Source organism: Curtobacterium sp. MCBA15_008, assembly GCF_001865065.1.
In the GTDB taxonomy this organism is placed as follows: domain Bacteria; phylum Actinomycetota; class Actinomycetes; order Actinomycetales; family Microbacteriaceae; genus Curtobacterium.
This window is the reverse complement of sequence record NZ_MJGN01000011.1, coordinates 1-19,683: the sequence shown is the minus strand read 5'-3', so window position 1 is coordinate 19,683 and position 19,683 is coordinate 1. Positions and strand designations below refer to the sequence as shown.

Annotated in this window: 19 protein-coding genes and 2 pseudogenes; 13 read left to right on the top strand and 8 right to left on the bottom strand. The window is 72.4% G+C overall.

Annotation, left to right across the window (positions count from 1 at the left end):
* Positions 1–39 precede the first annotated feature (39 nt).
* From hemE to hemL, 11 genes and pseudogenes are all read left to right on the top strand, one after another.
* Entirely contained in the window at positions 40–1,164 is a 1,125-nt protein-coding gene (gene hemE / locus BIU96_RS05305) for a uroporphyrinogen decarboxylase (RefSeq protein ID WP_071291576.1), read from the top strand.
* Positions 1,161–2,477 carry an NAD(P)/FAD-dependent oxidoreductase gene (locus tag BIU96_RS05300; protein WP_254785977.1) on the top strand — a complete coding sequence of 439 codons (1,317 nt, stop codon included), beginning with the start codon at positions 1,161–1,163 and terminating at the stop codon, positions 2,475–2,477. The genes hemE and BIU96_RS05300 overlap by 4 nt, the downstream gene beginning before the upstream one ends.
* Positions 2,478–2,575: 98 nt before the next feature.
* Positions 2,576–2,830 (top strand): hypothetical protein, encoded by a 255-nt coding sequence (locus BIU96_RS05295; RefSeq protein WP_071291575.1) that lies wholly within the window; start codon positions 2,576–2,578, stop codon positions 2,828–2,830.
* Positions 2,827–3,285: a phage holin family protein gene (locus tag BIU96_RS05290; protein WP_071291574.1), complete on the top strand. Its 459-nt coding sequence runs from the start codon at positions 2,827–2,829 to the stop codon at positions 3,283–3,285. Before BIU96_RS05295 ends, BIU96_RS05290 begins: the two co-directional genes overlap by 4 nt.
* A 52-nt stretch (positions 3,286–3,337) precedes the next feature.
* Positions 3,338–3,568: a DUF3618 domain-containing protein gene (locus tag BIU96_RS05285; RefSeq protein WP_071291573.1), complete on the top strand. Its 231-nt coding sequence runs from the start codon at positions 3,338–3,340 to the stop codon at positions 3,566–3,568.
* Between the two features lie 95 nt (positions 3,569–3,663).
* Complete coding sequence (hemQ, locus tag BIU96_RS05280) at positions 3,664–4,407, top strand: hydrogen peroxide-dependent heme synthase (protein WP_071291572.1); 744 nt, start codon at positions 3,664–3,666, stop codon at positions 4,405–4,407.
* Positions 4,404–5,636, top strand: a complete 1,233-nt coding sequence (locus tag BIU96_RS05275) for a ferrochelatase (protein WP_071291571.1) — start codon at positions 4,404–4,406, stop codon at positions 5,634–5,636. Before hemQ ends, BIU96_RS05275 begins: the two co-directional genes overlap by 4 nt.
* Entirely contained in the window at positions 5,633–6,661 is a 1,029-nt protein-coding gene (gene hemC / locus BIU96_RS05270; protein WP_071291570.1) for a hydroxymethylbilane synthase, read from the top strand. Before BIU96_RS05275 ends, hemC begins: the two co-directional genes overlap by 4 nt.
* A gap of 99 nt (positions 6,662–6,760) precedes the next feature.
* A pseudogene (locus BIU96_RS05265) lies at positions 6,761–7,498 on the top strand (uroporphyrinogen-III synthase); the annotation flags it as partial.
* Positions 7,495–8,550 (top strand): porphobilinogen synthase, encoded by a 1,056-nt coding sequence (hemB, locus tag BIU96_RS05260; protein WP_302847716.1) that lies wholly within the window; start codon positions 7,495–7,497, stop codon positions 8,548–8,550. The pseudogene BIU96_RS05265 and the gene hemB, both read left to right, overlap by 4 nt.
* The gene (gene hemL / locus BIU96_RS05255; protein WP_071291569.1) at positions 8,547–9,887 is read left to right on the top strand and encodes a glutamate-1-semialdehyde 2,1-aminomutase; all 1,341 of its coding nucleotides are present in this window, start codon (positions 8,547–8,549) and stop codon (positions 9,885–9,887) included. The genes hemB and hemL overlap by 4 nt, the downstream gene beginning before the upstream one ends.
* Positions 9,888–9,975: 88 nt before the next feature.
* Here hemL and BIU96_RS05250 read toward each other — a convergent pair whose 3' ends face one another.
* The 7 genes from BIU96_RS05250 to BIU96_RS05220 all read right to left on the bottom strand — a co-directional run bounded on the left by BIU96_RS05250 (position 9,976) and on the right by BIU96_RS05220 (position 17,252).
* Positions 9,976–10,596 (bottom strand): hypothetical protein, encoded by a 621-nt coding sequence (locus BIU96_RS05250; protein ID WP_071291568.1) that lies wholly within the window; start codon positions 10,594–10,596, stop codon positions 9,976–9,978.
* Between the two features lie 122 nt (positions 10,597–10,718).
* Positions 10,719–12,083 (bottom strand): MFS transporter, encoded by a 1,365-nt coding sequence (locus BIU96_RS05245; protein WP_071291567.1) that lies wholly within the window; start codon positions 12,081–12,083, stop codon positions 10,719–10,721.
* 102 nt (positions 12,084–12,185) lie between these two features.
* The gene (locus BIU96_RS05240) at positions 12,186–12,971 is read right to left on the bottom strand and encodes an ABC transporter ATP-binding protein (RefSeq protein WP_071291566.1); all 786 of its coding nucleotides are present in this window, start codon (positions 12,969–12,971) and stop codon (positions 12,186–12,188) included.
* Entirely contained in the window at positions 12,968–14,335 is a 1,368-nt protein-coding gene (locus BIU96_RS05235) for an FCD domain-containing protein (RefSeq protein WP_071291565.1), read from the bottom strand. Before BIU96_RS05235 ends, BIU96_RS05240 begins: the two co-directional genes overlap by 4 nt.
* Before the next feature lie 2 nt (positions 14,336–14,337).
* Positions 14,338–15,006, bottom strand: a complete 669-nt coding sequence (locus BIU96_RS20065; protein ID WP_071291564.1) for a GntR family transcriptional regulator — start codon at positions 15,004–15,006, stop codon at positions 14,338–14,340.
* A gap of 88 nt (positions 15,007–15,094) precedes the next feature.
* Complete coding sequence (locus BIU96_RS05225; RefSeq protein WP_071291563.1) at positions 15,095–16,072, bottom strand: MDR family oxidoreductase; 978 nt, start codon at positions 16,070–16,072, stop codon at positions 15,095–15,097.
* Between the two features lie 151 nt (positions 16,073–16,223).
* Positions 16,224–17,252, bottom strand: a complete 1,029-nt coding sequence (locus tag BIU96_RS05220; RefSeq protein ID WP_071291562.1) for a 6-phosphofructokinase — start codon at positions 17,250–17,252, stop codon at positions 16,224–16,226.
* Positions 17,253–17,325: 73 nt separating this feature from the next.
* Between BIU96_RS05220 and BIU96_RS05215 the strand changes: the two genes are divergently transcribed.
* Positions 17,326–18,306 (top strand): DNA-3-methyladenine glycosylase, encoded by a 981-nt coding sequence (locus tag BIU96_RS05215; RefSeq protein WP_175477464.1) that lies wholly within the window; start codon positions 17,326–17,328, stop codon positions 18,304–18,306.
* A gap of 30 nt (positions 18,307–18,336) precedes the next feature.
* On the opposite strand, the gene BIU96_RS05210 is transcribed toward BIU96_RS05215, so the two are convergent.
* Positions 18,337–19,194: an NAD(P)H-binding protein gene (locus BIU96_RS05210; protein WP_071291561.1), complete on the bottom strand. Its 858-nt coding sequence runs from the start codon at positions 19,192–19,194 to the stop codon at positions 18,337–18,339.
* Positions 19,195–19,423: 229 nt separating this feature from the next.
* Here BIU96_RS05210 and BIU96_RS05205 point away from each other — a divergent pair.
* Positions 19,424–19,683 (top strand): annotated as a pseudogene (locus BIU96_RS05205) (hypothetical protein); the annotation flags it as partial.

The window sequence follows — 19,683 nt, the reverse complement described above, 5'->3', positions numbered from 1 at the left end:
CTCGGGATACGTCCTGTTCGCCGATGGGAGAATCGTCCCGTGACCGACGCACCGACCACCGCCCTGCCCGCCTCGCACCCGCTCGTCTCGGGGCGCACGTCGGGGTCGCCGCTCGTCCGGGCGCTGCGCGGCGACCGACCGGAGACACTGCCGGTCTGGTTCATGCGGCAGGCCGGACGGTCCCTGCCGGAGTACCGCGAACTCCGGGTGGGCACGGCCATGCTCGACGCCTGCCTCGACCCGGCGATGGCGTCGGAGATCACGCTGCAGCCGGTCCGTCGGCACGGGGTCGACGCCGGCATCTTCTTCAGCGACATCGTCGTGCCGATCAAGCTCGCGGGCGTCGACGTCGAGATCGTCCCCGGTCGCGGCCCGGTGCTCGGCTCCCCGATCCGCTCGGCGGCCGACGTGGACGCCCTCGCGACGCTCGACCCGTCCGCGCTCGCCCCGATCAGCGAGGCCGTCGCGCGGACCGTCGAGCAGCTCGGGGACACCCCGCTCATCGGGTTCGCCGGGGCGCCGTTCACCCTCGCCGCGTACCTGGTCGAGGGCGGCCCCTCGAAGGACCACATCCGCGCCCGCACGCTGATGCACGCCGACCCGGAGACCTGGTCGCGCCTGCTCCGCTGGGCTGCCGAGGTGTCCGGGGCGTTCCTCCGGGCCCAGGTGCTGGCCGGTGCCTCGGCCGTGCAGCTCTTCGACTCGTGGGTGGGGTCGCTCTCCCGCGCCGACTACGTGCAGTCCGTCGCCCCGCACTCCGCCGCGGCCCTCGCACACGTCGCCGACCTCGACGTCCCGCGCATCCACTTCGGCGTCGGCAGCGGCGAGGTGCTGCACGACATGACCACCTTCGGCACCGACACGGTCGGCGTCGACGCGGTGGGCGTGGACTGGCGCCTGCCGCTGGACGAGGCCGTCCGCCGCGTCGGCACCGGCGTCACCGTGCAGGGCAACATCGACCCGGCGATGCTCGCCGCCCCGTGGGACGTGCTCGAGTCCCACGTGCGCGACGTCGTCCGTCGCGGCGGAGCCGCCCGTGCCCACGTCGTGAACCTCGGCCACGGGGTGCCGCCGGAGACCGACCCCGCGGTCCTCACCCGCATCGTCGAGCTGCTGCACGGGCTCGGCGACGGGACGGACGGTGCGCCCGAGGTCGCAGCGTGACCGACGTCGTCGTGGTCGGCGGCGGGGTCGCCGGACTCGTCGCCGCGCGGGACCTGGCGAAGGGTGGCGCCCACGTCGTGCTCGTCGAGGGCTCCGGCGTCCTCGGCGGGATGGTCCGCCGGCACACCGTCGCGGGGCTCGACCTCGACATGGCGGCCGACTCGTTCGCGACCCGCAACGACGCCGTGGGGCGCCTGGCGATCGAGCTCGGGCTGGGCAACGACATCACCACCCCGGACCCGCGGGGCGCCTGGCTGATGACCCGGAACGGCGGGGTCCACCCGATCCCGCAGACCGGCCTGCTCGGCATCCCCGGCAGCCCGATGGCGGCGGACGTGATCGCCGTCGTGGGGCAGCAGGCCGCGCTCCGGGCGCAGATGGACTCGCTGCTGCCCTCGCTCGTCGGCGCGAAGGCGACCTCGCTCGGTGCACTCGTCCGGAAGCGGATGGGGGACCGGGTCCTCGACGACCTGGTCGTGCCGATCGTCGCGGGCGTGCACTCGACGCACCCCGACCACCTCGACCCGGACCGGGTGGCGCCGGGGCTCCGCGCAGCCCTGCTCCGCGACGGTTCGCTGGCGCGGGCCGTGCTCGCCCTCCGTGCCCGGGCCACTGCCGGGTCCGCCGTGCAGGGCATCCGCGGCGGCACCGTGCGGCTCGTGGACGAACTCGTGGCCGACATGGAGACCTACCGTGTCGACGTCCGGCTGCACACCTGGGCGACCGCGATCGAGGAGCACGCGGTCGAGGTCGTCGGCGTCGACGGCGAGCCCGAGCGCCTGCACGCCGACCACGTCCTCGCCTCGACGCCCGACCCGACCCGCAGCACCGCTGCCGCCCGCACGGGGATCGAGCTCGTCACGCTCGTGGTCGACCAGCCCGAGCTGGACGCCGCACCGCGGGGCACCGGGATGCTCGTGCACCCCGACGCCGAGGGCGTCGCCGCGAAGGCGATCACGCACGCGACCGTGAAGTGGCCGTGGCTGGCCGAGGCGGTCGCGGGCCGGCACGTCCTGCGACTCAGCTACACGACGGTGGCGAGCGACGGGGCGGAGCTCGCCACGAGCCTCCCGGTCGACCCCGCGGACGCCACCGGGACCCGCGCCACCCGCGACGCGTCCACCCTGCTCGGCGTCCCCGTCGCACCGAGCGTCGTCGTGGGCGCGGCCAGCGTCCGCTGGAACGGTCCGGACGCGACCGCCGCCGGCCTGGCCGAGGGGGTCGTCGGCATCGGCGAGGCCACGTCGGGGCGGGGTCTGGCGGGCATCGTGGCGGCATCGCGCACGGCCGCTGGACGCATCCTGGATTCCTGAGCGGACCGCACCGTGGTGGAGGGCTACTGTTGCAGGAACGCCGGACGTATTCCGTTCGGCGCATGACCACGCACACTGACCCAACGGAGGATTCGCACATGCGAGGCAAGCTCCTGTTCGTCGCCGGCGCAGCACTCGGGTACGTCCTGGGATCGCGAGCCGGACGGGCGCGGTACGAGCAGATCAAGACCGTCAGCGGCAAGATCTGGAACAGCAACGGCGTCCAGAAGGGCGTCCACGTCGCCGAGGAATTCGTCGCCGACAAGACCCCGGACGTCGCCGAGTTCGTCGGTGAGCAGACCAAGAAGGTCGTCCGCAAGGTCGGGCAGAAGAAGGACAACGCAACCTCATGACGGACACCCGCGACCGCAAGCCGCGTTCGCTGTTCGGCCTGGTCGGTGACGTCCCCAAGCTCGTCAAGGAGCTGGTCACGGGGGAACTGAACCTGCTCAAGGCCGAGATGCTGACGAAGGCGAAGATCTTCGGCCTCGCCGCGGGTCTGCTCGTGGGCGCGCTCGTCATCGTCCTGTACGCCATCGGCGTCCTGCTCACCGCCGCCGTGATGGGCCTCGCGACCGTGATGCCCGCGTGGCTCGCCGCGATCCTCATCGCCGTGCTGATGCTCATCGTCGCCGGCATCCTCGGGTTGCTCGGCTGGAAGCGCCTGAAGAAGGGGCTCCCGCTCACGCCGAAGCGCACGATCGACAGCGTCAAGAGCGACGTCAACGCGGTGAAGGGCCTCGGCAAGAAGCCGACCCCACCGACGCAGTACGGTTCGCGCAAGCCGGACGTCGGCGGCCGTTTCTAGCCGTCGGCCGCTCCCCGCGGCGCCCGAACCCCACCACCTCCGGAGGAACCACGTGACCGATCAGCACGACGACCTGGCCGACCGCGTCGCGGCGACCCGAGCCCAGCTGTTCGACACCCTCGACGCGATCGAGGATAAGCTCAACGTGCCGAAGCAGATCGGCATCGCGGCGTCGAAGGTCAAGCGTGGGATCGACGAGAAGCCGGTGCCGTACCTGGCCGGGCTCGCAGCGGGTGTGGCGGTGGTCGGGGGTATCGTCGTGACGGTGCTCCGACGGCGGTAGACCGCCCGATCGGTGGTCGCCGGTGAGGAGTGCGCGCTCCCTCGGCTGAGGGGGTCGAAGCCTTTCCCCTGGCAACCGATAGGACAATGGATTCCATGAGCTCCACCGCGTCGTCCACACCCGCGTCGTCGTCGCCCGTCCACGAGACGGACCCGTCCTCGGGCATCGACCCGAACCTGCTGACCGCGTACGCCCTCTGGGCGGTGTTCCGCCGGCCGCTCGGGCCGATCCACCGCGTCGGTGACGACGCCGTGGCCGAGCTGGACGCGGTCCTCGCTGCCGCCGCCGAGCGCGGTGTCACGATCCGCGGCTTCTACGACGTCTCCGGCTTCCGGGCCGACGCCGACGTCATGGTCTGGCTGCACGGGGACGACGCGCAGGCGATCCAGGCAGTGCTCCGCGAGATCCGCCGGACCGGCCTCTTCCAGGACGCCGAACCCGTGTGGCACGCGATGGCGATGCACCGCGAGGCCGAGTTCAACAAGCGGCACACCCCCGCCTTCCTGCGCGGCAAGGACCCCGAGGCCTGGATCACGGTCTACCCGTTCGTCCGGTCCTACGAGTGGTACCTGCTGCCCGAGGAAGAGCGCTCGGCGATGCTCCGCGACCACGGCATCGCCGGCGCGAAGTACCGCCGCGTCCTGACCAACACGATCGCCACCTTCGCCCTGAGCGACTACGAGTGGATCCTGCCGCTCGAGAGCCCGGACCTGGTGGACCTCGTCGACCTGATGCGCGACCTGCGCTACACCGAGGCGCGCATGCACGTGCGCGAAGAAGTGCCGTTCTTCACCGGTCGTCGGGTGACGACCGCCGAACTCCCGGAGGTGCTGTCATGACCGACACCAGCATGATCACGAACGGCCAGGTCCTCGCGGCCACGCCCGCTGCCGCGTCCGGTCCGGAGCACGTCGAGGTCCCGACCGCGTACGACGCGATCCTGCTCGCCGGCTTCGGCGGACCCGAGGGCCAGGACGACGTCATCCCCTTCCTCCGGAACGTCACCCGCGGCCGTGGCATCCCGGACGAGCGCCTCGAAGAGGTCGCGCACCACTACCGCCACTTCGGCGGCGTCAGCCCGATCAACGCGCAGAACCGTGCGCTCAAGGCGGCGCTCGAGGGCGAACTCGCATCGCGCGGCATCGACCTGCCGGTGCTCTGGGGAAACCGGAACTGGGCGCCCTACCTCGAAGAGGCCTTCACCGAGGCGGCCGACAAGGGCTACAACAAGCTCATCGCGATCGCCACGAGCGCGTACTCCTCGTTCTCCAGCTGCCGGCAGTACCGCGAGGACTACGCCCGCGTGCTGACCGAGACCGGCCTGGTCGACACCATCCAGATCGACAAGGTCCGGCAGTTCTTCGACCACCCCGGGTTCGTCCGCCCGTTCGTCGACGGCGTCCGCGACGGCATCGCCCGCGCGATCGCCGAGAACGACGGCCTCGACGTCTCGACCGAGCTGCACATCCTCTTCTCGACGCACTCGATCCCGTCAACGGACGCCGCCAAGTCCGGGCCGGACTACCGCGGCTTCGACGAGCACGGCGCGTACGAGGCGCAGCACCTCGCCGTCGCCCAGGTCGTCCTCGACCAGGCGTGGGCCGAGCTGCTCGAGCAGCCGGAGCACGAGTCCCTCCGTGGCACGTCGACGCCCCCGTGGAAGCTCGTCTACCAGTCGCGGTCGGGGCCGCCCTCGCAGCCGTGGCTCGAGCCCGACATCAACGACTACATGAACGAGGAGCTCGCGGGCGGCCCGACCCGCGCGGTGCTCATCGTCCCGCTCGGCTTCGTCAGCGACCACATGGAGGTCATGTGGGACCTCGACGAAGAAGCGACGGAGACCGCCGGTGAGCTCGGCTTCTGGTCGCTCCGCACGCAGACGCCGGGCGTCGACCCCGCGTACGTGTCCGGCCTGGTGGACCTCGTGCTCGAGCGCGTCAACGGCACGCCGACCGCGGAGCGCCCGGCGCTGACCGACATCGGCCCCTGGTACGACGTCTGCCGTCCGGGGTGCTGCGAGAACGTGCGCGCGGGGTTCAAGCCGGCCGCGGCCGGACTGGCACCGTGACCGACACCGGAGCGACGCCCGCTCCGATCCGGCTCGGCACCCGTGCCAGTCGGCTCGCAGTGGCGCAGTCGCAGGACGTCGCGGACCGCCTGGCGAAGGCGGCCGGTCGACCGGTCGAACTCGTCACCGTGACGAGCGAGGGCGACACGAACCGCGCGTCGCTGGCGAGCCTCGGCGGCACGGGGGTGTTCGCCAGCGCGCTGCGCGAAGCCCTGGTCGCCGGCGAGGTCGACGTCCTCGTGCACTCGCTGAAGGACCTGCCGACCGCGCCGTACCCGGGGCTCACGATCGCCGCGGTGCCGAAACGCGCCGACGCCCGCGACGTCCTGGTCGCCCGCAACGCCGCCACGATCGAGACCCTCCCCGAGGGGGCGAAGGTCGGCACCGGATCGCCTCGCCGCGTCGCCCAGCTCAAGGCGAAGCGCCCCGACCTCGAGGTCGTGGACATCCGGGGCAACATCGACACCCGCCTCGGTCGGGTGGACGACGACCTCGATGCCGTCGTGCTCGCCGCCGCCGGTCTCGGGCGGATCGAGCGACTCGACGCCGCGACCGAGCTGCTCGACCTCGGCTTCTGGCCGAGTGCCCCCGGTCAGGGCGCGCTGGCGGTCGAGACCCGAGCGGACGAGACGGACCGGAACCTGCTCGCGGCCCTGAAGAAGATCGAGCACGCGCCGACCCGGCTGACCGTGACCGCCGAGCGCGAGGTGCTCGCCAAGCTCGAGGCCGGCTGCTCGGCACCGATCGGCGCGACCGCCATCGTCGACGCCGAGATGCTGCTCGTCTCCGCCACGGTCTACCGGCCCGACGGCTCGGAGTACCGCACGGCGTCGCACGCCGCCGTGCTCGACGGATCGGCGCAGGACCGGCTCGACGAAGCCCTCGAGGTCGGCGGCCGTGTCGCCGCGGAGCTCCTCGAGAACGGCGCCGCGGACCTCGCCGACCTCGCGACGTCCGTCGCCGAGGACACCACGGACGGACCCCACACCGCCGGTCCGGGCCTCGCGACGCCCGCGGGGGAGTAGGTCGCCACGGACGCCGTCGCCACCAGCGCGGACGAACGACCGGCTCCGGTCGTCCTCGTCCCGCGTGGTGGCGCGTGGGGCGAACGGGTCGCGTCGGCCGCGCGAGACCGTGGCCTCGCCCCCGTCGTCGTCCCGCTCATCGCGGACGCGGCACCGACGGACGCGTCGGCCCTCGACGCTGCGGTCCGTCGGCTGGTCGCCCAGGGCGGTGCCGGGAGGCACGACTCGCCACCCGACACCGGTGACGGTACCGGGGTGGCCGGGTACGGGTGGTTGGTGGTGACCAGTGCGACGGCCGTACGGGTCCTGGCGGAACGCGTGGCGCGCCTCCCGGCCGACCTGCGGGTGGCGGCGGTCGGTGAGCCGACCGCCCGGGCCGCGCGTGCTGCGGGCTGGGTCGTCGAACTCGTGCCCGACGACGCGTCCGCGGCGGCGCTCGCCTCGGCGCTGCCGGACACCACCCGGACCGTCCTGTTCCCGCGTTCCGACATCGCCGCACCGACGCTCGCGCGGGGCCTCGTCGCCCGGGGGATCGACGTCGACGACGTCGTCGCGTACCGTACCGTGGGGACCGGCGACGAGCCGATCACCCTCGACCCCCCGCCCGACGCCGTGCTCGTGACGAGCGGCAGCGTCGCTCGTCAGGTGGCGCGCCGCATGGCCCCGCTCGACCCCCGGACCGTCGTGGCCTGCATCGGCCCCGGGACCGCCGACGACGCCCGTGCCGCCGGACTGCCCGTCCACGTGGTCGCCCGCGCGCGATCCGCCGAAGCCCTGCTCGACGCCGTCGTCGAGACCCTCGCACCATCCGCCCCCGAACAGGAAGGCCACCCGTGACCGGCCGCTTCCCCCAGGTCCGCCCCCGTCGACTCCGTGCCACCCCCGCGATGCGACGACTCGTCGCCGAGACCCGGCTGCACCCGGCCGAGCTCGTGCTGCCGATGTTCATCCGCGAGGGCGCGACCGACGCCGTGGACATCTCGAGCATGCCGGGTGTGCAGCAGCACTCGCTCGACTCGTTCCGCCGCGCGCTGGTGTCGGCTGCGGAGGTCGGGGTCGGCGGGGTGAACCTGTTCGGCGTCCCGACCACGAAGGACGCCGAGGGCTCCGGTGCCACCGACCCGGAAGGCATCCTCAACGTGGCGATCCGCGTCGCTCGGCAGGAGGTGGGGGATGCCCTCGTCGTGCAGTCCGACCTGTGCCTCGACGAGTTCACCGACCACGGGCACTGCGGTGTCCTCGCCGCCGACGGCTCCGTCGACAACGACGCCACCCTGCTGCGCTACCGCGACATGGCGGTCGCGCAGGCCGAGGCCGGCGCCGAGCTCGTCTGCATGAGCGGGATGATGGACGGCCAGATCGCGGCCGCACGTGACGCGCTCGACGGCGCCGGGCACAGCGGGACCGCGCTGCTCGCCTACGCCGCGAAGTACGCCTCGGCGTTCTACGGTCCCTTCCGCGAGGCCGTGTCGTCGTCGCTCGTCGGCGACCGCCGGACGTACCAGATCGACGCCGCGAACGGTCGACAGGGGCTCCGCGAGGTCGCGCTCGACGTCGACGAGGGCGCCGACATCGTGATGGTGAAGCCCGCGATGAGCTACCTCGACGTGCTCGCCGAGACCGCGGCGACCTCGCCCGTGCCGGTCTGGGCGTACCAGATCTCCGGCGAGTACGCGATGATCACCGCAGCAGCGCAGAACGGGTGGATCGACCGCGACGCCGCCGCGATGGAGTCGCTCGTCGGCATCAAGCGCGCCGGCGCGGACGCCATCCTGACCTACTTCGCCGTCGACATCGCCCGGAAGCTCAACGAGGAAGCGGGACTCCGCACCTCCGGCAGTACGGCGGGCGTCGCCGGCATCGCCTCGACCGGGAAGGCCCCCGAATGACGACCGCGACCACCAACGACCAGCTGTTCGGCCGGGCGAAGAAGAGCATCCCCGGCGGCGTCAACTCGCCGGTCCGGGCCTACGGGTCCGTCGGTGGCACGCCGCGCTTCCTGACCGCGGCGAAGGGCGCCTACGTCACCGACGCCGAGGGCCGCGGCTACGTCGACCTGGTCGCGTCCTGGGGCCCTGCGATCCTCGGGCACGCGCACCCCGCCACGGTCGAGGCCGTGCAGCAGGCCGCCGCGCGCGGACTCTCGTTCGGGGCGTCGACGCCGGGCGAGACCGAGCTGGCCGAACTCGTGAAGCAGCGGGTGTCGGTGGACGGCGATGGGCCGATCGAGAAGATCCGCATGGTGTCCACCGGCACCGAGGCCACCATGACCGCGATCCGGCTCGCCCGCGGCTACACCGGGCGCGACCTGCTCGTGAAGTTCGCCGGGCACTACCACGGCCACTCCGACTCCCTGCTCGCCGAGGCCGGCTCGGGCGTCGCCACGCTGGCACTCCCCGGCAGCGCCGGCATCACGGCCGAGACCGCCGCGCAGACCCTCGTGCTGCCGTACAACGACCTCGACGCCGTCCGCCGCGCGTTCGACGAGCACTCCGAGCGCATCGCCGCCGTCATCGTCGAGGCCGCCGCGGCGAACATGGGCGTCCTCGCCCCGGAGCGCGGGTTCAACCGGACCCTCGCGCAGATCACGCAGTCGCACGGCGCACTGCTCATCGTCGACGAGGTCCTGACCGGGTTCCGTGTCGGACCGGCCGGCTGGTGGGGGCTCGAGGCGTCCAAGGTCGTCCCCGACGGCGCCGGCTGGAAGCCCGACCTCGTCACGTTCGGCAAGGTCATCGGCGGCGGCATGCCCCTCGCCGCGCTCGGCGGCCGGCGCGAGGTGATGGACTTCCTCGCCCCGCTCGGCCCCGTGTACCAGGCCGGCACGCTGTCCGGGAACCCGCTCGCGGTCGCCGCGGGCATCGCGACGCTCCGGGCCGCGACCGCCGACGTGTACGCCCACCTCGACCGGACCGCGGCGACGATCGCCGCCGCGACGAGCGAGGCGCTGTCGGCCGAGGGCGTCGCCCACACCGTGCAGCACGCCGGCAACCTGTTCTCCTTCGCGTTCACGGACACCGCGCCGCGGAACTACGACGACGTCCGGGCGCAGCAGGCGTTCCGGTACGCGCCGTTCTTCCACGCGATGCTCGACGCCGGGGTGACCCTGCCGCCGAGTGTCTTCGAGGCGTGGTTCGTCACGGCAGCGCACGACGAGCGTGCTGTCGGGCGGGTGCTCGACGCGCTGCCGGCCGCGGCGAAGGCTGCTGCCGCCGCGACGGAGTAGCCCGCGTCGGACCCGGTCGGTCGGCCCGGCCAGCCCCGGTCCGCCGCGCCGGCCCCGGTCCGGATGCGTCGGACCGGGGCGGTTCCGCTCAGGAGCAGTCGGACTTCGTGAACGTGACGTCGAGCGTCTTCGACGAGTCGTTGAACGCGTAGGTGTACCGCATGTCCACGCCGTCGTCGAGCAGCCGCTTGGTCTCCTTCGTCGAGCACAGCGTGGGGCCGACGGCATCGCGGACCGCAGCCGTGGTGATCGACGCCGGGTCGACGTTCGACGACACCGTGTAGTCGTAGTGGATCGCGGTGCCCTCGGCCTCGATGCCCGTCCACGTGGTCACGGAGTCGACCTGCTTCGGCAGGTCGCTCTCGTCGCGGATCTGCTCGACGGCCTTCGAGACCTTGTCCTCCGTCGAGCCGCCGAACGCCGCGGTGATCGCCTGGCGGACGAAGAACGCGACGACCAGGGCGACGACGATGCTGAGGATGCTGATGAGGACGCGCTTGCCGCGCGACTGCTTCGGCGGCGGGGCGTACGGCATGCCGGCGGGGGCCGACTGGGCGTACGGCTGCTGACCGGGCGCGGGCTGGGCGTACGGCTGCTGGCCGGGCGCGGCCTGGTCGTACGGTTGTCCCGGCGTCGGCCCGGTCGGCTGCTGCCCGCCCGGCTGCTGGTCGGGCCCCTGGCCCGGGTACGGCGGCGGTGTGTTCGTCATCGGTGGTTCCCCCTCGTTGCGGTCCGCGGCGAGGCACCGGTGTGCGGTGCCGGAGCCCTCCCCCGACACACGCCGCGGACACCTGGCGCGCCATTCAACCAGGTTCGCGGGGTCACGGCGCCTCAGACGGCGGCTGGCTCCGACGGGACCGCCGTGCCGTACTCCCGCGACAACGTGCGGTACGAGCGGGTCGCGAACGCCAGCGCCGCCGCGACGATCATGACGATCCCGGCGAAGAAGAAGACCACCGCGATGCCCCGCGCCTCGCCGGTGCCGAGCAGGGGCTCCCACGCCGCAGCCCCGGAGTCGGACCGGAGCGTCGGGATGATCCAGAACTCGGCGAGCGGGGCGATGAGGAACGCGGTGATCGGTGCGGCCGCCGACTCGAACGCCTGCGCGAAGCCGAACGCGCGGCCCTGGCGTTCGAACGGCACGACCTTCTGGATGACGGTCTGCTCCGCCGCCTCGACCGCGGGGATGAGCACGAGGTACAGGAAGATGCCGACGGCGTAGAGCCACCACCACTCGCGGACAGTGAACAGACTGCCGAGGGCACCCATCACCATGACGAGGAACAGCATCGTCCGGATCGGGTTCCGCCCGAGTCCGAACCTCGCGATGAGCAGGCCTCCGACGATGAACCCCGTCGAGGCGACGCCGAACACGATGCCCCACACCTCGACCGAGAACAGCGTCAGGCCGTACGGGTCCATCAGCGCCATGTAGACGCCGCCGATGAGGTTGTTGAACGACGAGAACACGATCAACGCGAACAGGGCGGGGACGGCCCGGACGGTGCGCAGACTGCCGACGAGGTCGAACACCCGCAACCGACCGGGCTCGCGGGCGGGCTCGGCCTCGGGGATGCGGATCGTCAGCAGGTGCACGAAGGCGGCCGCGGTCAGCACGAGGGCGATGAGCAGCGTGCCGCCCATGCCGAGCAGACCGATCGCGAGCCCGGAGAACACGCTCGTGACGATGAACGCGACGCCCTGCACGGTGCCGACCAGGCCGTTCGCGTTCGCGTGCCGTTCGACCGGCACCAGGAGCGTCACCGTGGTCGACAGGGCGACGTTGCGCAGGTTCTCGACCACGGAGCCGGCGAGCACCACGGCTGCGAACACCCAGAACCAGGGGCGACCGAGGTCGGCGACGTCGTCCTGCCCGGCAGCCAGGTAGACGACCGCGGCGACGGAGAACGCGACGAGGGTGATCACGCCGGAGAGCACCATCGCACGGTGCTTGCGGTGCCGGTCCACGATCGAGCCGAACAGGATGCCGAAGAACGCGACGAACAGCATGTACGTGCCGCCGATGATGCCGGTCGCCAGCACGGACCGCGTCTCGAGGTAGGCCCAGAACGTCAGACCGAACCAGAGGAAGCTCGTCGTGACGTTCGCCACTGCCGTGTTCGCGAGGACCTGGTGGAAGGCGCGGAGCCGACGCGCGTCGGTCGGTCCGGCCTCGGTGGTCTCCGCTTCGGTCACGCGGCGAGGATAGCCCGACTGAGGGCCCGTACAGAAGTCGCCTTCTGCAACCTGTGGAGAACGGCCGAGACCGGGATGTGCGGGCCTGGAGGCGCGGGTCGGCTAGGACGCGCGGCGTGCGGCCCAGCGGCCCTCGGCACGCAGGATGGCGAGTGGGAAGTCGAACGCGTGGGAGACGGCCGACGACGTGATGACCTCGTCCGCGGTCCCCTGCGCGACGGCCGCACCCTCGCGCAGCAGCATCGCGTGCGACGTGGAAGCGGGGAGGTCCTCGAGGTGGTGCGTGACCATCACACTGCCGAGCTCCGGGTGCCGGTGCCGGAGTGCGTCGACCGTCTCGAGCAGGTGCTCCCGTGCGGCGACGTCGAGCCCGGTCGCCGGCTCGTCGAGCAACAGCAGCTGCGGCTTCGACATGAGCGCCCGGGCGATGAGCGCGCGGCCCCGCTCGCCCTGCGACAGGACCGGCCAGCGGGCGTCGCGCCGGAGGCTCAGCCCGACGTCGGCGATGTGCCGTTCCGCGCTCGCGACCTGCGCGGCCGTGGGCTCCCACCGCATCATGAGGTCGGTGGTGCCCGTCAGCCCGGTGAGGACCGTCTCGAGCACGGTGAGGGGGGACAGCATCCGGTGCCGGGGATCGACGTGTCCGATGTGCATGCGGAGCTCCCGCACGTCGACGCGCCCGAGTCGTCGGCCGAGGACCTCGACCTCGCCGGCGGTGGGGTGCCCGTTCGCGCCGAGGACCGCGAGCAGCGTCGACTTGCCGGCGCCGTTCGGGCCCAGCAGCGCCCAGTGCTCCCCGCGTCGGACGGTCAGGTCGACGTCGTGCAGGAGGTCTCGGCCGGACCGGGTCACGCGGACCCCGGTGGCGCTGATCAGGACGTCGTTCACGGTCCCATGCTCTCGTACCGGGCGGTGACGTCGGCGATGTGCGCGTCGAAGTGGGCTGCGAGGGCGTGGCACGCCTCCGAGGCGATGTCGGGCTCGCCGGTGCGCACGGCCTCCTCGATCAGCTGCAGGAAGTCCTCGATCTCCCACTGCCGGAACGGGGGCGGCTCGGGGAGGATGTAGGCCAGCCGGGAGATGACGACGGTGGTGGTGTGGCGCATCGCCCGGTTCGGGCTGTGTGCTGCGAAGAAGCGGTTGAGCTCGAGCAGCGTGCTCGTGTAGGCGTAGTCCTTCGTGCGGGCCTGACGGCGGATGCGGAGGGTGATCGCCGCGAGCTGCTCCCGATCGTCGTCCGTCAGGCGGGCGACGCTCGTCCGCGCGCACATCTCCTGCAGCCCGAGCAGGAGCGCGAGCGTCTCGGACCAGTCGGTCAGCGTGGGCGTCGTCACGGAGACGCTGCCGTCGAGACCGTCCCCGGGCCGGACGAGCCCCATGACCTCGAGTCGGTCGAGCATCGGGAGCAGGCGCGGCACCGGGATCCGGAACCGGGCGGACAGCCCCCGGGCGGTGTACTCGTGTCCGGGTTCGAGTGAGCCGTCCCGGAGGGAGCCGAGCAGTTCGATCCACTGGTCGTCCGGTTGCCAGTCGGACCAGTACATGTCCGACGAACTGGCCCCGGTCGGGCTCAGCAGCGCCTGCGGCTCCAGCCCCCACGTCGTCGCACAGTGCTCGAGGTGGTGTGCCCACAGCCGGGCGAAGACGTGGGCTGCGCGTTCGGCACTGCTCCGGTCGCGCAACCGGAGGGCCTGGAGCGACGAGGCGACCCACGACTCGATGTCGGTCACCCGCCACGGCGCCGCGATCGCCACCCCGTACCGCACCTGGGCCAGCGCCTGGCGGAGGAGGTGCGCGACCAGCAGGTCCGGCGTGCATTCCGCCCAGAACTCGATCGTCGCGAACACCGCGGGGTCGAGCTCGTCCCCGCGCTCGGCCGCAGCGCGGCGGGCGCGCGCGACGACGTCTTCGTAGTGCTGCAGGTCGTCGTCGGACGCCACCGGGGCGGCACTCCGCATGGCGACCTCGACCAGGCCGACGAGCATCCAGCTCCCCTCGGCCCAGGTGACGGGGTCGAGGTGGGTGAAACGGACCGTCGCCCCCGTCGGAGCGAGGCGGGCGAGCCCCATCTCGCGGAGCCGACGGAGCACGCCGTTGAGGGCAGTCGGGCCCACGTGGTACCGCTCGCAGAGGGCGAGCACGTCGTGGTCCGTGTCCTCGGCGAGGGTGCCGTCCCGCACGCTGCCGAGGACGTCGGCGAAGGTCTCGTCGAGCAGAGGGCGTGTGCCGCCGTTCGACTGCTCGTCCGCCACGGTCAGCTCCGGGCGGTGCGGACGGCCTCGATGTGCTGCTCGAAGTTCCGGGTGAGTGCCCGGCCTGCCTCGGCCGCGGTCTCGCCGTCGCGTTCCTCGAGTGCCTCGCGGAGGATCGAGAAGAACGCCTCCGACTCGTACTGCTCGAACGCGGGCGTCGGGTTGAGCGTGAACCGCACGCGCTCGAGCGCGCCCTCGGCGGCGACCTGCACGAGCGGGTTGCCGGAGTGGGCGATGGCGAACTCGAAGATCTCGGTCACGGCTCCGCTGAACCCGTGGTCGCGCACCCGGCGCAGCCCGTCGGCTCGGTCGAGGAGCTTCTCGAGCGCGGTGACGTCGGCGTCGCTGTACTCGGGGACGCCCCAGCGCAGGCTGAGCTCGAAGAACCCGGTCATGGCACGGGTGGCGATGACCCAGTCGTCGAGGGTCGGGGTGGCGACGCGGGTGTACCGGTTCGCCTCCATCTCGACGAGGCCGATGTCGACGAGCTTCGCGATCGCCTCACGGATGGGGGTGCGACTGACGCCGAGCCACTGGACGAGCTCGTCGTCGTTGAGCCGTTCGCCGTGCTGCAGCGTGCCGTCGCGGAGCGCGGCGAGCATCTTGTCGTAGACGACGTCGCGCAGCAGCTTGCGGGGGGAGTTCTCGACGGTGGACTTCGGGACCGGCATGCAGTGCTCCTCACAAGTCGGACGTGCGGAATGCCAAGCCTAACGTGTCAATATGCAAGCGTTTGTGGAATAACAGTACATCAGTGTTTCACGCGGAGGTGTCGACGATGGTCCGGCCGTGCACGCGTCCGGCGACGATCTCCGGACCGAGCGTGATCGCTTCCTCGAGTCCGACCGTGCGCGTCACCCCGGCGAGCAGGGACGGGTCGAGTTCGTCGGCGAGCAGCTCCCACGCTCGACGACGCACATCGAGCGGCGCGTCCACCGAGTTGATCCCGAGCAGGGAGACTCCGCGCAGGATGAACGGCAGCACCGTCGTGGGGAGCTGCACGTCCTGCGCCAGCCCGCACGCCGTCACGGCACCACCCCACCGCGTCGCAGCGAGGACGTTCGCCAGGGTCGCACCGCCGACGCTGTCCACCGCTCCCGCCCACGTCGCCTTCTGCATCGGCTTCCCGCGCTCGGCGAAGGCTGCGCGGTCCACGACGTCGGTCGCTCCCAGGGCCCGGAGCGACTCGGCGTTGGCGGTCCGCCCGGTCGACGCGGTCACCCGGTGGCCGCGGCCGGCGAGCAGCGGGATCGCGACCGAGCCGACCCCGCCGGAGGACCCGGTCACCAGGACGGGTCCGTCGCCCGGCTCGACGAAGCGCGAGAGCGCAAGCACGCTCAACGCCGCGGTGAAGCCCGCGGTGCCGATCGCGGCCGCGAAGTCCTCGGGCACCGATTCGGGCAGCACCACGAGCAGGGCGGACGGCACCACCGCGTGGGCGGCCCACCCACCGTGCCGGGTCTCACCCAGTCCGGCGCCGTTGAGCGTCACCCGGTCGCCGATGCGGACGTCGTGCACACCGGGGCCGAGCGCGGCCACGGTCCCGACGACGTCGATGCCGGGCACCAGCGGGTCGACACGGGCGACGCCGGGGTCGCCCGCCAGGGCGAGACCGTCCTTGTAGTTGAGGCTCGAGAAGGCGACGTCGACGAGCGCCTCGCCCTCCCCGGGATCGGGGACGTCGATCTCGGTGACGGCGGGGGCGGTGGAACTGGAGACGAGGACTGCGCGGGTCACGCGTCGGACGCTACCCGCGCCTCCAGGCCGCCGTCGGTTCTTTCCCAGAACGGTCGCGATGGTCCGTGGAACCGGGCGTACTCGGCAGGAACTTCCGACCAGCTACGCCCGTTTCGACCGAGTACGCCCGATTCGACCACGGCCGACCAGCTCACCCGAACATGATGGCGGCCTCGTCGTACCGCGCCTGCGGCACCGTCTTCAGCTCGCCGAGCGCGTCCGCGAACGACACGTGCACGATGTCCGTCCCCTTGAGCGCGACCATCCGTCCCCACCGCTCCTCGACCACGGCGTCGATGGCCGCCAGGCCGAGCCGCGTCGAGAGCACGCGGTCGTACGCGGTCGGCGTGCCACCGCGCTGGATGTGTCCGAGGGTGGTGGCACGCGTCTCGATGCCCGTCATCTCCTCGATGAGCGGCGCGAGGCGCTCGCCGATGCCGCCGAGCCGCGGCCGGCCGAAGGCGTCGAGCCCGCGCTCGGTGTGCGCGTTGTCCTCGTGGTCGGGGACGAAGCCCTCGGCCACGACGACCAGCGGTGCGCGTCCGCGGTCGTAGGCGGCCCGCACCCACGCGGCGATCTGCTCCATGCTCGTCTTCTGCTCGGGGATGAGGATCGCGTGGGCACCGGCGGCCATGCCGGAGTGCAGGGCGATCCAGCCGACGTGCCGGCCCATCACCTCGGCGACCATGCAGCGCGAGTGCGACTCACCGGTGGTGCGGAGGCGGTCCATCGCCTCGGTCGCGATCGCGACGGCGGTGTCGAAGCCGAACGTGTAGTCGGTCGCGCCGAGGTCGTTGTCGACGGTCTTCGGGACGCCGACGATCTGCAGGCCCGCGTCGGTCAGGCGCTTCGCGGCGGCCAGGGTGCCCTCGCCGCCGATCGCGACGATGGCGTCGATGCCGTGCCGCTCCAGCGTCTTGGAGATGTTCTCGACGCCGCCGTTCGGTCCCTCGAACGGGTTCGTGCGACTCGTCCCGAGGATCGTGCCGCCCTGCTTCGCGATGCCCTGGATGTCCTTCCGGCCGAGGGGGACGATGTCGCCGTCGACGACGCCGCGCCAGCCGTCGCGGAACCCGACGAAGTCGTGGCCGTAGATCGCGATGCCCTTCAGCACGATCGCGCGGATGACCGCGTTCAGGCCGGGGCAGTCGCCCCCGGAGGTGAGGATGCCGATGCGCATGGGAACTCCGTCGTCGGGTGGTGGTGTGACAGCCCCATCATGACTGACGGTGGTTGCGCATTACCATCCCGGTGTGTCCTTGCTCGCTTCCGCCTCGTCCCCGACGCCGCCCGCCGGCGACGCGGGTGCGACCGGCGAGGCGACCCGCGTCGACACGGTCTACCGGCCTGGAGGCGCGGTGGACGTCACGTCGACCCTGCGGCCCCTGCAGCGCGGCTCCGGCGACCCGGCCTTTGCGGTGGTCGGCTCCGTCGTCTGGCTCGCGCTCCGGACGCCCGCCGGCCCCGCTTCCGTGGCGATCCGGCCGAGCGGCGACACGATCGAGGTGTCGGCGTGGGGAGCCGGGGCGTCCTGGGCCGTCGAGCACGCGCCCGACCTCCTCGGCCGTGGCGACGACTGGTCCGACCTCGACGTGTCCGGCCACGCGTTCCTGGCGGCGGCCCGGCACCGGCAACCCGGCCTGCGGCTGCTGCGGACGAACACCGTGTTCGCGATGCTCGTGCCGGCGATCATGGAGCAGAAGGTCACGTCGCGACAGGCCTGGCGTGCGTGGCGGCACCTGCTGCGCCGCCACGGCACACCGGCACCCGGCCCGGCACCCGCGGGGATGATGGTGCCGCCCACGCCCGAGGAGTGGGGGCGGATCCCGAGCTGGGAGTGGCACCGGGCCGGCATCGAACCGGGCCGGTCGGCGACGGTGATGCGAGCGGTCCGCGTCGCCCCGGCTCTCGAGCGCACCCTGTCGCTCGGCCGCGGTGGTGCGGTCGTGTCAACGCGCCTGCAGTCGGTGCCGGGCATCGGGCAGTGGACGGCTGCCGAGACCGCGCAGCGCTCCCACGGCGACCCGGACTCCCCGAGCGTCGGCGACTACCACGTGCCGGACCTCGTCGGGTGGGCGCTCACGGGCGGCCCGGTCGACGACGACGGGATGCTCGAGCTGCTCGAACCGTGGCGGGGACACCGGGAGCGCATCGTGCGGCTCATCGGCGGCTCGGGGTTCCGGAAGCCGTCGTTCGGGCCGCGGATGACGATCCAGGACCACCGCCACCACTAGGCGAGGCGGCGGCAGGTCAGTGGCGGCGGGTCAGGGGTGGCGCGTCCCGCTGCCGGTGAGGACGGCGCGGTAGCCCTCGCGGAACGTCGGGTACGCCGGCACCCAGCCGGTGGACCGCAGCAGCGCGTTCGACAGCCGCTTGTCGCCACCGGCCTGGCGCCCGCCGCCCTCGCCCCGCGCCGGTTCGGGCATCCCGAGCTCGTCGGCCAGGAATCGGAGCACGTCGTCGAGCCGGGCGGGTTCGTCGTCGGTGCCGAGGTACGTGGGGGCGGGGTCCCCGACGCCCGCGAGGTGCACGAGGGCCGCGGCCGCGTCGTCGCGGTGGATCCGGTTCGTGTGCGGTGAGGGGCCCGGCGCGAGTCGGGCGGCGCCGGACCGCACCTGGTCGACGAGCCGTTCGCGACCGGGGCCGTAGATGCCGGACAGCCGGACGAGCACCGCGTCGGGTGCACGTCCGCGCAGCAGCGCCTCGGCCTCGACCAGCACCTGGGCGGTCGGGGTCCCACCGCGGACCGGCGTCTCCTCGGTCACCGTGCTGCCGTCGTCGACGTCGTACACCGCCGTGGAGGACACGACGAGCAGGCGCGGGGAGGCGGCCGAGGCGTCGATGCCGTCCAGCACGTTGCGCAGCCCGTCGACGTAGGTGGCGCGGTACTCGTCGACGTCGCGGCTACCGGCGGCGAACGCCACGACCACCACGGCGGTGTCCGGAGCGACCTCGGGGACCTCGCGCCGCAGGTCGACGCTCCGCCCGACGATGGGTGCCGGGATGCGGTCGGCGTTCCGACGGAGCCCGGTGACGGCGTACCCCTCCGCGGCGAAGCGGAGGCCGGTCTCGGTGCCGAGGTCGCCGCACCCGGCGATGAGGACGGACTGCTGGTGCTGCATCCCACGAGCCTGGCACGTGGTCTCGTCCCCCGCTTCGATAACAGAACGGTAACGACGCAGAACTGCTCCAAACCCTTTGCCGGGGGGTGCCGAATCACCTGCATCAACCGGGAAACACCCGGAGCGCTCACCAGCCGCACGTTGCTGGTTCTCCACCCTCGCACGGGGTGTGTTCGGCGTGTCCACAGGGAAATCGCGCCGAGCGCGACACAGCAAAGGAATGAACCTCATGCGCAAGTCACTCAAGACCTCGATCACCCTCGCCACGACCGGCGCGCTCGTCCTCGGCGGCGCAGCGTTCGGTGTCTCGGCCGCGCAGGCCGACGGCTCCGTGCACACCGTGTCCTCCAGCTCCTCGAAGATCCCCGGCCCGGTGGCCTCGGTCCCCGAGGTCCTCGGCGGCAACACCGCCGTCGCCCTCGACAAGGGCTTCACCGACGCCCTCACCGCGCTGAAGCTGACCCCGGGAGTCTCGGGCAACGCCAAGCT